The sequence below is a fragment of the Desulfovibrio sp. 7SRBS1 genome, assembly GCF_049723905.1.
In the GTDB taxonomy this organism is placed as follows: Bacteria; Desulfobacterota; Desulfovibrionia; order Desulfovibrionales; family Desulfovibrionaceae.
The window spans coordinates 360,449-374,803 of the sequence record NZ_JBJKFD010000001.1 but is presented as its reverse complement, the minus strand read 5'-3'; the positions used below and the strand labels follow the sequence as shown (position 1 = coordinate 374,803).

Annotated in this window: 14 protein-coding genes; 12 read left to right on the top strand and 2 right to left on the bottom strand. The window is 51.8% G+C overall.

Annotated elements, in window-relative coordinates:
* Window positions 1–8: 8 nt before the first annotated feature.
* Window positions 9–935: a branched-chain amino acid transaminase gene (locus tag ACI0FJ_RS01815; protein WP_424298207.1), complete on the bottom strand. Its 927-nt coding sequence runs from the start codon at window positions 933–935 to the stop codon at window positions 9–11.
* Window positions 936–1,169: 234 nt separating this feature from the next.
* Here ACI0FJ_RS01815 and ACI0FJ_RS01810 point away from each other — a divergent pair, with 234 nt between their 5' ends.
* The 12 genes from ACI0FJ_RS01810 (at window position 1,170) to ACI0FJ_RS01755 (ending at window position 12,432) form a co-directional block, all read left to right on the top strand.
* Window positions 1,170–1,592 (top strand): universal stress protein, encoded by a 423-nt coding sequence (locus ACI0FJ_RS01810; RefSeq protein ID WP_424298205.1) that lies wholly within the window; start codon window positions 1,170–1,172, stop codon window positions 1,590–1,592.
* 378 nt (window positions 1,593–1,970) lie between these two features.
* Window positions 1,971–2,624: a PIG-L deacetylase family protein gene (locus ACI0FJ_RS01805; protein WP_424298203.1), complete on the top strand. Its 654-nt coding sequence runs from the start codon at window positions 1,971–1,973 to the stop codon at window positions 2,622–2,624.
* A 387-nt stretch (window positions 2,625–3,011) separates the two neighbouring features.
* Entirely contained in the window at window positions 3,012–3,275 is a 264-nt protein-coding gene (locus ACI0FJ_RS01800) for a hypothetical protein (protein ID WP_424298201.1), read from the top strand.
* A 444-nt stretch (window positions 3,276–3,719) separates the two neighbouring features.
* Window positions 3,720–4,487, top strand: coding sequence for a signal peptide peptidase SppA (gene sppA / locus ACI0FJ_RS01795; protein ID WP_424298199.1), 768 nt, complete (start codon window positions 3,720–3,722; stop codon window positions 4,485–4,487).
* Between the two features lie 808 nt (window positions 4,488–5,295).
* Window positions 5,296–6,981: a heavy metal translocating P-type ATPase gene (locus ACI0FJ_RS01790; protein ID WP_424298197.1), complete on the top strand. Its 1,686-nt coding sequence runs from the start codon at window positions 5,296–5,298 to the stop codon at window positions 6,979–6,981.
* A gap of 143 nt (window positions 6,982–7,124) precedes the next feature.
* Window positions 7,125–7,442 carry an HMA2 domain-containing protein gene (locus ACI0FJ_RS01785; protein ID WP_424298195.1) on the top strand — a complete coding sequence of 106 codons (318 nt, stop codon included), beginning with the start codon at window positions 7,125–7,127 and terminating at the stop codon, window positions 7,440–7,442.
* Between the two features lie 449 nt (window positions 7,443–7,891).
* Entirely contained in the window at window positions 7,892–8,221 is a 330-nt protein-coding gene (locus tag ACI0FJ_RS01780; RefSeq protein ID WP_424298193.1) for a hypothetical protein, read from the top strand.
* A gap of 2 nt (window positions 8,222–8,223) precedes the next feature.
* Entirely contained in the window at window positions 8,224–8,613 is a 390-nt protein-coding gene (locus ACI0FJ_RS01775; RefSeq protein WP_424298192.1) for a hypothetical protein, read from the top strand.
* Between the two features lie 21 nt (window positions 8,614–8,634).
* Entirely contained in the window at window positions 8,635–9,015 is a 381-nt protein-coding gene (locus ACI0FJ_RS01770; protein WP_424298190.1) for a YtxH domain-containing protein, read from the top strand.
* 72 nt (window positions 9,016–9,087) lie between these two features.
* A complete protein-coding gene (locus tag ACI0FJ_RS01765) occupies window positions 9,088–9,498 on the top strand; it encodes a DUF4405 domain-containing protein (RefSeq protein WP_424298188.1) in 411 nt (136 codons plus the stop codon).
* Window positions 9,495–11,738: a heavy metal translocating P-type ATPase gene (locus ACI0FJ_RS01760; protein WP_424298186.1), complete on the top strand. Its 2,244-nt coding sequence runs from the start codon at window positions 9,495–9,497 to the stop codon at window positions 11,736–11,738. Before ACI0FJ_RS01765 ends, ACI0FJ_RS01760 begins: the two co-directional genes overlap by 4 nt.
* Window positions 11,719–12,432: a FeoA domain-containing protein gene (locus tag ACI0FJ_RS01755; RefSeq protein ID WP_424298184.1), complete on the top strand. Its 714-nt coding sequence runs from the start codon at window positions 11,719–11,721 to the stop codon at window positions 12,430–12,432. Before ACI0FJ_RS01760 ends, ACI0FJ_RS01755 begins: the two co-directional genes overlap by 20 nt.
* 471 nt (window positions 12,433–12,903) lie before the next feature.
* Here the strand turns inward: ACI0FJ_RS01755 and ACI0FJ_RS01750 are convergent, their stop codons facing one another.
* Window positions 12,904–14,331 carry an NADH-quinone oxidoreductase subunit N gene (locus tag ACI0FJ_RS01750; RefSeq protein ID WP_424298182.1) on the bottom strand — a complete coding sequence of 476 codons (1,428 nt, stop codon included), beginning with the start codon at window positions 14,329–14,331 and terminating at the stop codon, window positions 12,904–12,906.
* Between the last annotated feature and the right edge of the window lie 24 nt (window positions 14,332–14,355).

Below are 14,355 nucleotides of genomic sequence, written 5' to 3'. Positions count from 1 at the left end.
AAGTGCTCCTAGACTTCGTAGTAATGCAGCCAATCCGAATATTTGGGATTAGCTCCGGTAACAACGTTAAAAAACTCTTTCTGCAGGTTCAAGGCGACTTCACCAGCCTTGCCTTTGCCAATAACACGGTTATCGCATTCACGAATGGGAGTCAGCTCGGCAGCCGTGCCTGTAAAAAAGGCTTCCGGTGCAGTGTACAGTTCATCGCGGGTAAACCGCTGCTCCAAAACCTCATATCCCATGTCACGAGCCATCGTCATCACGCTGTCACGCGTAATCCCCGCCAGGACCGAAGTTAGGGGAGCTGTTTTGAGAGCGCCACTCTTGGTTACGATGAACAGGTTTTCACCGCTTCCTTCCGACACGTAGCCGTCCGGGTCAAGCATCATGGCTTCGTCATAACCATCTGCCACGGCTTCCATCTTGGCCAGAACGGAGTTGACGTAGTTGCCGCTGGCTTTGGCCTTGGTCATCATGATGTTGACATGGTGGCGGGTAAAAGTGGACGTTTTGATACGGATGCCTTTTGCAAGAGCATCTTCACCAAGGTATGCGCCCCATTCCCACGCAGCGATGCATGTATGCATGGGGTTCTTGCCGGGATGTACGCCCATGCCGCCTTCACCCACAAAAACCAAAGGACGGATATATGCGGCATCCAGCTTGTTTGCCTGGAGAGTTTCAATAATGGCATCGGCAATTTCTTCGCTTGAATAAGGAACGGGAAGGCCCAAAATTTTACCCGACTCAACCAAACGTTCGGCGTGTTCCTTCAAGCGAAAAACGGCAGAACGTCCGTCCACACACTTATAGGCTCGGATACCCTCAAAAACCGCGGTACCGTAATGCAGAGCATGTGTGAGGACATGAACGTTCGCCTCACCCCAGGGAACAAGTTTCCCATTGAACCAAATTTTTGCGTTTTCTTGCACCATAATCGCTGCCTCCCAAGCAGTTGCTATTTAGTCATAAGCTGTGGGATGCTATTCCAAAGCCCACCACCGGTCAAGAATTCCGCTACTTTCAAGACATTCCTTTCAAAAATTAGAAAAGCTGGAAATATACCTAACTCAATGCAGCGTTTGTAAATTTATGCCTCAATATGTAGAATACAAGCTGTAATCGGCTGAGTTCCCCTAATTACTTTTTCTAAAATCCGGAGTTACGGTATGCGTATAAGCAAAATTCTTGTTCCCATAGACGGAAGCACGTACAGCCTCAATGCGTTGGACTACGCTCTGGACATGGCCAAAACCAACGGAGCTTCCCTGCTTCTTCTCCACGTACACCGCCCTGTACCCATCACTCTCGGAGAGCCTAATTTTCAACATGTTCTTGCACATGCAACCGATCGCTCCAAAGAAATCATGGCTCCCGTGGAAGAAATGGCCACCAAAGCAGACGTCGAGTTCGCCAGCCGCATAGTAGGCGGAACCCCGTCCCAAGCCATCGCCGAAGTCGCGCAATTGGAAAAATGCGATCTGATTATTATGGGATCTCGGGGCAAGTCGGACCTGGAAGGAATCCTGCTGGGCAGTGTAACCCACCAGGTCCTGCAAATGGTCCATTGCCCGGTAATGGTAGTTCGCTGATATTGCTGATTGATCAGAAAGCCTGTCCCAGGTTGGAGCAGGCTTTTTTATTTTTCAATCATGCTGCCGACGCTACCTTCTTCAATCTTAAGGCTTTTCAGCTCTAACGGTTTGGCTCCCCGCTATAACGAGCACGTATTATACTGCCGCGGCCTTTTTCCCGATTTAGCCCGCCCTGTCTTTACGAATTCATTTTAAATGAAATCATCAATACCAACAAAGCAACCCACACATTTTTTTACTAATAAAAATTCATCCTACAACGCCCCAAATAAACTATGAACAGTCCCCTCAGCCCCCAAACGAGGCAATGCCCTTGCCAATAAAGCAATATAAGCCTATGAAGCTGAAAAATTTTCAGCCAGAGTTAGTTGTAATATGAACACTACTATCCTCGCGTTCGGGCTAACCCCCGGCGATATTGAAATGGCATGCGGTGGTTCCACGGCTCTTCTCGCGCGACAGGGCTATCGTGTTATCCATGTTTTTCTTGCGTACCAAGGTGAAGACTGCGAACGTCTGCGCCCGGAGGCAGGCCGGGCTGCTGCTATTCTTGATGCTGACTCGGTTCGGTTTCTCCGGCTGGGCAAGGGACCGGAGCTTTTTACCCGAAACACCATGCTGGCAACCGCCGGAATGCTTCGGGAACTCCGCCCGGAGATCATCTTTACATACCATTCTCTTGATCCCGCACCCGAACATCACGGCTTGAGCTGCATGATCAAAACGGCAGCGGTTGCCGCTGGCATGCCGGATGCCCCGGATTTGGAAAACGATCCGTGGCAAGTTTCCACTATCTACGGCTATGAGCTTCGCCCCCCCATGACCCAACACGAAATGGCGGTAAATATCACCGCCACTATGGAAAGCAAACGAGAAGCCATAATGATTTATTCTGACTTGCCCGGTGCGAACTACGCCGATGCCATGCAGGGACTGGCAGCCTATAGGGGAGCAACCAGCAGGGCAGGGAAATATGCCGAAGTGTTTGAAATTCTGCACGGCCAGTCTTGCCCGTACTTTGAATCGTGATTTTTTTTGTTTGGCGTACCACTGTATAAAAACTGTAGTTACAGACACAAAACTTATACTGCAGTACGTCCAGCTCGTCCTTCCCCCCCGGACACTCGCCAGAATTTGCTAAAATAACAAGTATTTGCCCTGCTTTCCTCCGTTTTCACATTTTTTTTGTCCTAAAGCTTGTAATACAGCAACTGCAATGCAACACCGGATTATAATTTTTTGGACTGAAAATTTTTTATATATAAATATCAAGTAGTTAATACAACATTTCGTCATCCTACATTTTGACACCCCCTTGGCTCCTCCAAATACTGCATTACTCTATTGACGTTTAGCGTAGTTTCGTACACAAACGCGCCTTCACGACAATTCAAAACATTGGAAGGAGACTTACCAATGGGCCGCTTTGGAAACCTGGAGCGTAAAAGCCGCGTGGACGCCCTCAGGCATCCCCGCAACATCAACCACACCCTGCATATGCTGCTGACCATTGGCACCTTTGGTCTGTGGCTGCCCGTCTGGCTAGGGCTGACCCTGGCGCAGGAAGGCTGGAAGCACAAATATTGCTGGGTGACTTCCGGCAAAACAATCAAAGGAATGACGCAGATCAATCGTCTGAACGTGTCGCCTGAAACACGCAATATGCTGAACAAGCTCTAGTACCCACTGCCGTGAACTGACCTGTACTGCATGCGTTTGCATCTTGTGGATTAGTAGGTAACGACGCTGCAAAGTACAAAAGGCAAGCTTACAAACTCCGCAACTATCCGAGCTACGTTTCAAGCCGGAAGGGACTCCCCTTCCGGCTTTTTTTATGTCCAACGCAATGATATACAAAAGCCTGTCGTAGACGTTCAACATGGAGCCCCCAGCATGCCCTTCTCAAAAAATATTTTCATGCTTTCCTTTCTGGTGTGCCTAATTTTACTTTGTTCCTCCTGCTCCCCTCGCATTACCCTCTTTAGAACGCCTGCGGAAACTCCTCTCAAAGAACGGCTTATCTCCGGACGGCCTGATTCCGGCACTCCAAAAATTCTGCTGATCCCCCTGCGCGGGTTCATATCCGATTACCCCACGTCAGGCCTCTTGGGGGCACGTCCCAGCATGGTACAAGATGTCGTCGCCCAACTCCGCCTTGCGCAAAAGGATACCAATATTAAAGCCGTTGTTCTCATGGTCAATTCTCCCGGAGGCACAATCACTGCCAGCGACATTTTATACCATGAGATATCCCGCTATAAAGATGCATCAAATGCAACGGTTACAGCTTGTTTCCTGGATATTGCAACATCCGGCGCGTACTATGCTTCGCTGGCTGCAGATAAAATTTTCGCACATCCCACAAGTCTTACAGGGTCCATTGGGACCATTATGCTCATGCCATCTTTGGATGGACTGATGGGAAAAATAGGCGTGGAAGTGAATGCCTACAAATCCGGAAAACTGAAAGACATGGGGTCCCTCTTCCGCAAGCCTACTCCGGAGGAGCAGAACCTTTTCAAAGACATCATCGATGACTTGAACTCTCGCTTTCTTCATCTTGCCCAAACACACCGCGAGCTTACAAAAGACCAATTGAAGGAGGTCTCATCGGGCCGCGTGTTTACAGCCCGTCAGGCCCTCCAAATGGGCCTTGTGGATAAAATAGGTTACATTGATGATGTACTTGCTTCCATACGCAAGCAAAACAACCTCCCGTCCGAAACCACGATTGTAGCCTACCGCCGCGCTGAAACAGCAAACGATAATGAGTATAACATAACGACAGCGTTCGACTCCAAGCCCATAACCCTCATGGACCTCGGCCCTCTGAGCACGGCATCCAAGATAAAGGCCGGGCTCTATTACATTTGGGAGCCTGCTTTGCCCTAGCAGGAGGTCGGATTCTCCCATGTGATATCCACAAGCATGGTGGAATGCCTCAGCATGCTTCTTTACTCACGACACATCTGGCGGAGCATGATGGGCATATCCTGACTCTGCACGTCCCACTGCACTGATTACCACTGCTTGCTTCATAGGGGGAGCTCATCCATCGTGAGACGAGCTGCCACGACAAGAGTACAGCTCACTTTTCTGCGCCTTCAACCAAGCCCGACTTTTCTTAAAATCCGCGTTGACTTTCCCCTTGTCGCTTTGTAAAAACCTTTTTGATTTTGATAACAAAATTCACTTGCAATTATCAGCCAAAAATGAGGGCCCTGTGCAAAGTCCTTCTTACAGTATTCGCCATGATATACCGGGTAGGCTCCGCCTCAAATTTCCCAACTCCACAGCAGTCTCTACCAGCCCGTCGCAACTAAAAATTCAAGACATTCAAGGGGTGCTCTGGATACGGGAAAACATCAAATGTGCCAGCCTTATCATACGGTACGACACTCAAAAGATTACCCGAGGTGATCTTCTGAAGCAATTACAGGCTCTGATGCCTACCTCATCGATCACGCATTCCAATCCGTCCAAATGCTGCCAACTCTCCAAAAATAAAAACGAACACGGGGTAAAATCCGCCCTATGTCGTTTTGTCGGAATTTCCACTGTACTGGGCATTGCCGTATTCAGGACTTCAATTCTCGGACTTGGTGTAGCCCAAACTTTTGCAAGCCCTCTGGGCATTGCGGCACTTGTATTTACGGCCCCCCTGGTACGCAATGCTGCACAGCGCCTCCGTGAAAAAAGAATGACCCTAGATGGGTTTCTTGCCGCGGGAGCCATTACGGCAGTAGCGGCAGGCGAAGCCATGACCGCATTTGAAATTTTATGGATCAATGCCGGTGCAGAGCTCCTTACGGCCTGGATTACCGAACGCTCACGCCGCAGCATCGACGAAATACTCAAGCTTACCTCCCATCACACTTTTGTCCTTGTGGACGGTGTGGAGGTGGAGCGGGCAGTAGAAGATGTACGAAAAGGCGATACGGTAGTGCTCCACACCGGGGAAAAAGTGTCTGTGGATGGAGAAATCGTCCAAGGTCAAGCCCTGCTAAACGAGGCCCCACTTACAGGACGTGAAGAGTTCGTCCATCGAAAAGCTGGAGACATGGTCCACGCAGGTACTTTTGTGCGCGAAGGGGTTATCCACGTAAGAGCGCAACAGGTTGGCGACGCAACCTACCTCGCCAGGGTCATGGACAAGGTTCAGGACTCCCTGGAAAACCGGGCTCCTATAGAAGGCGTGGCCGACCATCTGGCGTCCACACTTGTTAAGGTTGGGCTTGGTACAACCGTGGCGACATACATACTTACAGCAAGTGCGTGGCGCGCCTTTACCGTTCTTCTGGTAATGGCCTGTCCATGTGCTACCGTACTGGCTGCTTCCACAGCCATCAGTGCTTCCATGAATGCAGCGGCACGCAACCGCATTCTCGTAAAAGGCGGAAGGTTTATGGAAGAGGCAGGCAAATGCACCACCATCTGCTTTGATAAAACAGGGACGCTGACCTCTACAGAACCTGCCCTCACAGACATCACATGCCTTGGGCACACAGACGAAAAAAGCCTGCTGGAAATGGCCTGTTCCGTGGAAGTTCACAATCATCATCCCTTGGCCCAAGCCATCAAGGCAGAATCCGAAAAACGCCAAATATCTCCTATAGCCCACAGCGTATGTGATTACTACTTGGGCATGGGCATGCGCGCCGTAATCAAAGATGATGAAATCCTTGTGGGCAATGCCAAGCTGGCTGCAAAACACAAGGCAAATATTTCCCCCTTGGAGGCGCATGCCACCCGTCTGAGAAACAAAGGGCTGACAGTGCTGTATGTGCTCCGCAACTCCCAACCTATGGGAATCATTGGATTTGCGGCCACGGCCCGTCCTGAAGCAGCCAAGGTTATAGAACGGTTGCGTGGCATGGGAGCCAAACGTTTTGTTCTCATTACCGGAGACGAGCCGAACTCCGCCCGTCCCCTGGCCAAAGAAATGGGTTTCGACGAATGCCATTGCCAGATCATGCCTGAAGAAAAAGCACTACTGGTGGAGGAAATAGCCCAGAAGCATCCTGGCCTGCTCATGGTAGGTGACGGCATCAACGATGCTCTGGCCCTGGCAAAAGCCGATGTTGGTGTGGCTGTGGGCACGTCCGGTTCCGAAGTAGCTGTGGAGGCAGCAGATATTGCCCTTGCCAGCGACAATCTTCATGCCTTGGCCGATGTTTACGGACTCAGCCAAAAAACGCTCCAAGTTGTACGCCAAAACTTTTGGCTGGCCACAGGCTCCAACATCATCGGGGTTGCTATGGGCGTTCTAGGGATTCTTTCGCCGGTAACCGCCGGGCTGGTCCATATAGGCCACACGTTGGGCGTTGTAGCCAACTCTTCGCGGCTGCTTGCATTCAAACCGACTGAGTATCCCCCGAAAAATTAAATTCTACAGGTTGGAAGAGACGGTCAATGCACTCTTTATAAGTAAATCCCCTGATACTGACCGCTCCCTCTCTCTTCCAGCTTTCCGAATCCATTGTGTGGGGACTGAATTCAGGGAACTTTTTACTTTCGGAGAGAAGCCATATGGATTTTGCAGCCATTGCCCAACTGCGGCGCTACATAAGCGTCAAGCACCATATTCCAGGCCGTATACGGATAAAGTTCAATCCCAAAATCGCCATGGACAAGCAGGCACTGCAAATTGCCAGGGAGCAGAAAAAGCTCCCGCCAGGAGTTAACAACACCCGGCTCAACCTGGCAGCCCGTTCCGTGGTCATTGAGTATGATCCGCAACGTATTGCGCCGGAGATTCTTGAAGAATTGGCAACAACCAAAGATGACGTCCGAGCTTCAGCTCTGGTTGAAAAACTCCATACAGTTTTGAGTGAGAAAACCCAATAGGAGGACTAAAAATGTGCACAGATCAACAACCCGCTACGTCACCAGAAATGGAACATGGCGGTACTGCAACTTTTACACAGCAACCCTACCAGCAACCTATGGCTACGCCTCCCTCTTCCGCAGCAGGACCAGACATGGGCCAACCGCATTTTTCCGCCCAGATGCCAGGAGCTGAACCATTCCAGGGAGCACCAGGAGCATATGCCTACTCCCAGCCCCAGGCAGGATTCTATGCCATGGGGGAAAACCAAGGAGGACAAGCCCAGGTTCCTGGAGGCCAGCCCATGTATCAACAGCCTCCCTCCCAACAACCCATGCAGCAGCCATATTTCCAAACAACCTACCAGGCCCCGTCCATGCAACAACCTACATATGCACAGCCACAGTTCTCTCCATACGGCCAGCAGCCTATGTACACACAGCAGCCTATGTACACACAGCAGCCGTCCATGCAGCCTCAGTTCCAGGGACAGGCTGCCACTATGCCGGAAGAACGTAGTGAAAACCGCTACGGAGAATTATACGGGCTGATCAATGATGCGGCCGAAGGCAATCCGGACGTGTCCCGTTTTCTCAACTTTTTCCAAACATCCAGTACCGACTTTTGGAAAGGAGCGCTGATAGGCGCAGGGTTGACCCTGCTCCTGACCAACGACACCATCAAGGGTGCTATTGCCGGAGGCGTGTCCGGTCTTTTGGGTGTTTTTGAAAAAAGTGCCGAAGAACGTGAAGCTGAAGAAGACCGCAAGGCGGAAGAGCAAGCCGCCAAGGAGAAATAGCCATGACAAAGTATTCGCCTATCGGGATCGCCCCACGTGCAACACTGGCAATGGGTGCTGCCGGAGCTATTGTCGGAGCCACCGTGTCCGCTGCCCGCAACATCGGCAAGGTACAAAAAGAACAAATCAGCCGTGAAGAAGCCGTAAAGGACATTATTCGCGAAGCCGGAACAACAGGTCTTTCCACTGCCACGGGAACGGCAGTTGTAAGCGCTCTGGGCCTGGGTGGACTGTTCTCCCTGGCCGGACTGATCGGGGTGACAGTGGGCACAAAATATCTTGTGGACAAAACTTTGGACAAGAGAAAAGCCCGTGCCGCATCTGTGGAGGCACCTGTCCAAATCAAGGAAGAAGCCGCCCCGAAAACTTCCAAGACCAAGAAGGGCAACTAGCCACCTCTTCAGGAGAAAGCCATGAGCGACTATTATTACCAACAGCCCCCAGTGGCGCAGCAACCGGCTCAACCTGCGGATTATAAGTACAACAACACGTACGATCCCCGCTATGCTGAAAATCCCCTGTATCCACAGCCCTATCAGCAGGTCCCGCAAACACTCCCCCAGCAGGCGTCACAGCCCTCGTCCCTAACCCAGGGGTGGCTCAACTTTCAGGACTCCAACTACCTGAAAGGTCTTGCCGTGGGGGCTGGTGTAGCCCTTGTACTGGCCAACCCCAGCGTACAGAAAGCCGTGGTTTCCGGAGCTGTAAAGGTGTGGTCGGCCCTGCAGGGTGGTGTTGAGGAGGTCAAGGAACAGATCAACGACATCCGGGCGGAAATGAGCCAGAAAGAATAACCGTGGTCCTCCAATCCGGCAGGTTGAACGTAGTTCGGGCCTCGGCCTGAACGCACGTACGGACGGCAATGAGTGCAACCTGCCGGATTCTTCGGCTTTCGTATTTTACCAAGGCGTAAAAAAAACATGCAAGGAGCAAGCATGGCTCTCTCTCCACAGGATTCAGAACAGATAAAGACTGCTGCGCCAGCCAACAACTCTCAAGCTGCTCCAGCCCGTAAACAGCGCAGTAAAGTTCCATTTGGGAAGGGATGCCTTATGGAGCAAACCCAAGCCCGCCAGCTTGCCAAAACCGGACTGATCGTGTCCATGGGCGTGCTTGCAGTGTCAGGATTCATACGCAACCGTACAGCACGCAAGATTCACGTTGCCGCAGGATTTGCCGCACTGGGACTGAGTGTCTGGCATTATTCTCTCTATCCGTCAGCCTCACCCAAAAACAAAACAGGTAAAAAACTTAAAAGCAGTACGGAAAAGGCATGACTCGACATCCCGCCCAGCAGTCCAAAAACAAATTCACTATCGTCCACAGCCTCCCGCACCGCTTACGCTTGCGCTGCAATCTGTTGCACGACCCGGCCTTGGATGTCGACTATCTGTCTGCCCTCATCGAATCCCAACCTGGAGTTCAGAACGTTCGGATCAATCGTCTTGCCTCCAGTATCATCATTGAGTTTACGCAGGCCCATTCAGGTCAAAACAACACAGAAGCCCTCCACAATCAGATCCTCCACACACTGAACACCCTGCCAGGTGAAGCTTTTCTACCTGATCCGGAGCGGGAAAGCGGACCGGATATCATGGATGTTGCCGGACATATTGCAGCAGCTGCTGCAACTCCGGCCCTTCCGCTTCCTGTCAAAGCCGGAGTGAGCTGGTTTTTGGCCCTTCCTACATTAGTAGATGGGGTAAGGACCCTTATCGAGAGAGGACTTAAGATTGAAGTACTGGACGGCACGGCCAAGTTATTCGCGTTACTGCGTGGCGATTACTTTACTTCGAATACCGTAGGGGCTCTGCTCAAGCTTGGTGCCTACGTTGAACACTCCACGGAAAACAAAACCAATGATCTTCTTAAAAATCTCCTCCAACCACAGGTTGAAGAAGTACGGATTCTGCGTGACGAGGTAGAGAGCAAAATTCCCTTCGAACAGACATCCGTGGGAGATCAAGTCGTCTGCGGCCCGGGCGAACTCGTCCCTGTAGACGGTGATGTTATGCGCGGAGAAGCCTCTATAAATATGAGTTCGGTTACAGGGGAGTCCGTACCCGTGCATATAAAGCCGGGAGACAGCGTTTTGTCTGGTGGCGTAATCGAAGATGGACGCATTGTTGTACGCGCCGAAATGGTCGGCTCGGAAACCAGCATGGCACGCATTTCCAACTACTTGAAAAAATCCTTGCGCGACAAATCAACCTCGCAAAGACAAACCGAGGCCCTGGCTGACAAACTGGTTCCGCTTACTTTCGGAGCGGGCCTCGGCATCTACGCCCTGACCGGCGACGCCTCGCGCGCCGCTTCCGTACTTACGGTAGACTACTCATGTGCCATCAAGCTTGCCACTCCCGTTGCAGTACGTTCGGCCATGTATGTTGCAGGACGAGAAGGGGTGATTCTGAAAGGTGCCAGTGCTCTTGATTCGCTGGCACGCGTGGATACGGTCCTCTTCGACAAGACAGGCACCTTGACCAAAGGCCAGCTTGCCGTCACGGACGTGATTCCGCTTCACGGCATGACGGAAAACGATTTTCTTTCCATGGCCGCCGGAGCGGAAGAGCACTACGCGCATCCGGTAGCGCATGCCGTTGTAGCGGAAGCACGTAAACGCAAATTGCCGTTGCCCGAGGCAAGCCAGGTGGATTTTGTCGTCGCGCATGGCGTTTCCGCCTATGTACGTGACGTAAGAGTTCTGGTGGGAAGCCGACATTTCATTCACGACGACGAACAAATCGATTGTTCGTCTGCCGATGAACAAACAGATAAATTGCTTGGGGATGGCAAGTCCCTGCTCTACGTTGCCTGCAACAACCAACTTGCCGGAATCATCGGCGTACGCGACGAGCTGCGGCACGAAGCCCGTGATATGCTCCGGCAGCTCAAAACCATGGGAATTACCCGATTGGTAGTACTTACTGGCGACCACCAACGCACGGCAGAAGCGCTTTGGGCGCAACTGCCCGAGCTGGATGAAGTGCATTCCGAGCTCAAGCCGGAAGACAAAGCCCGCATCCTTAAAGGATTCCAAAACCAGGGGCACAAAGTCGCCTTTGTGGGAGACGGGGTAAACGATGCACCCGCCCTGCTCAGTGCCGATGTGGGCATCTGCATGCCTTCCGGAGCCGATCTGGCACGTGAATCAGCCCAAGTTATCCTTATGACCGAAGACATTGGAGGACTTGCCCTGGCACGAGCCGTTTCCCAAAAAGTTGAATCCACACTCCGACATTGCCTGTGGTCTGCAGTGAGCATCAACTCACTCATATTGGCCTTTGCCAGTGCCGGCAAGCTCCCGGCTATAACCGCCGCCGCTCTGCACAACGGCAGCACAATAGGCATTCTCGGTTACGCTGCCATGCGGAATCGTTCCACACCGCAGCCAAAGAAACCTCAGCCCCCAAAGAAAACCTGCGCCCCCATCCCTTCGGACGACATCGACTTTTCTTTGGCCCCCATAACCACCGGCATAGAAGGAGTCGCCCCTCATGCTCATGTTGTTGGATGAAGCCCCCTATGGGGTCCATCTTGTTCTCAGTCAAATGGACACCCCTCATCTGGCCGACAGATTTGCCCGGATGGGACTGCATCCCGGTGACATTATAATTCGCTTGGACGAAGAAGTGGAACCTGGTCCTGTTCGAGTACGCGGGCCTTTGGGAGAAGTTATCCTAGCTGCAGGCATGGCATCCAAAGTCATTGCCCACCATGACGACGACCACAAAACACCAATTATGGAAATGCATCCTGGTGAACACGGTCATGTTGAAGGACTCGTGTGCGGTTCCGGCCTTGAAAAAGGATTAGCCATCCTTGGCCTTCGGGAGAACGATAGGGTAGAAATGCTTCGTAGGCTTCCTCCCATGCAATACGAGGCCCTGGTCAAGGGGCATACGGTTCGCCTTACAGAAGGAACTGCCGCCAAAATTTGGGGAGAATGCGGTGGCAAAAGACTTCAATTCGCCATGGCAGGAACAGGTCGTCCTTTCAAGGTCCTAAAGCTCCTGGGAGGCCACAGGGCCGTCACCCTACTTCAGGGAGAGGGAATTAACGAGGGGGACACGATTACGCTTGTGCGGGTTTCTCCGGCACGTAGTCTGGGCAATGGAGGCCAAAACCATAGTGTTATCCAGTCATCCTCCGGACTGCGAATTTATCTGCGCCCGGAACAAACCCGCACCATTTGGGTGGCACCAGAGTGAGACCGACTTTCCATTGATAAAGAAAATAATATCGTGTCAGACTCCCGAGTATGGTTGGGCAAAGCCACCTCCTCCGCCCCATTTACTCCAGCAGCAAGACCTACCGCCTGGGATATGCCAAGTTTACGGAATTTGCTGCATCCGGCCTCCTTCACGGGATCATCCCCACGGGGCAAGAAGTGATCGTCAGGACGCTCAACCGACAAAAGCACTGTCTCACCAGCTTGCTCCACAAGCTCAAGCTACGCATCAACGACATAAAAGGTATCAAACACTGAAAGATACCGGATCGGTATTTGGTGCCGTTAAACGCGAATAAGGAAAATACATTAAATGAACCTCCATGGGGAGGAAGAACACAGCGAACCGACCATAAAAACAATCAATGAATCATAGAGCCATTTCCATTGAGCAGCATAAGAAAAGCCCCTGCACCAACTCGATGCAGGAGCTTTTATTGCAAGAAGCAGACTAAGGCAGCAGGACTTTTCCGGCGACCAAAGCCATGGTGTACAATGTATTGGGCATACAGCCCACCACTAACAATATCGCGGCCAGCACTCCACCCACGGCAAAGAATCCAGCATTGCGGTCGATGGGGGCAACCTCTGCTCCCTCTTTCTGGTCACAAGTGTAGGCGTGGCGAACAAGATTCAGATAGTAATAGATGGAAATGGCAGTGTTTACAGCTGCGACAATAACCAGCCAGTTGTATCCATGGTTCCAGGCGGCGGTCAAAAGGTAAAGCTTGCCGATAAATCCGGCGGTCGGCGGCAAGCCAACCAAGGCAAAAGCCGAAACAGCCAGTACAAAGGCTAGTCCTGGTGCCCGCTTGTGTAAACCATCCAGATCACCCAGTTTGAGATTGCGTCCATCAGAGGCAATCCGGCAGATAACCCAAAAGCAGGTCAGGTTCATAAGCAGGTAAATTAACACGTAAAAGCTGGCTGCGGCCAGCCCTTCTCCAGTGCCGGAAACCAGGCCAAGCATGATATACCCGGCATGAGCAACACTGGAGAAACCAAGCAGACGCTTGATATCGTCCTGAGCCAAAGCAGCCAGGTTGCCGAACGTCATGGATAATGCGCCCAAAACGGCCAGTGTGGTTGTTATCTCCAAACCCGGTTTCAGCAAGGCAGCCATCCGCACAAGAATGACCACGGCTCCCAACTTGGGCAGTGTAGCCACGTATGCAGCCGTTTCATTGCTCGCGCCGTCGTACACATCCGGACACCAGAAATGAAATGGGAAAAGCGCCAGTTTGTAGAACATGCCCCCCAGAAAAAGCAGCATTCCAAGTGCTGCCATGGGCTGGGCTGCAAAACTCCAATCCTTCATAGCCAGCTGGCTTATATACGTGGTGTGCTGAGCCGCCAGTATGTAGGAAAAGCCATACAGAGCCAGCGCAGTAGCGACCGCTCCGAAGAGTATGTACTTGATACCGGCCTCTGCAGCAGCCTTGCTTTTGGAACGCAACGGCACCACGGCGTAAAGGCTGTAGGAGGATATTTCCAAAGCAATATAGATGGTGATCAGTTCAACGCTGGAAGAGAGCAGCATCAGGCCCCAGGCGCTCAGGCACAAAAACAAATAGTAATCAGCCTGTTGTTCTTCCTGCAGGGTCTTTTGCTTGACCGCGTTGAGCGTGGTGATGAAAAGCCCCACGGCCACCACCAGCTTGAAAAACTGGGACAACGCATCCACCCGATAAGAATCCCAAAACATGATTCCGCCCATACTCTGTGAAACCAGCGTGACCAACACGCCCAGTCCCGCAGCAGCCGGTACCCACTTGATATAGCCGGTCCGCCCTTCACCCGCGATGCTCTGGATGAAAAGGCCGCATATGACCAGCAACAAATACAGTTCGGGAACAATAAGTGCCGGATTGAAATTCACAGTCGCGTCTCCTGGGTTGAAACG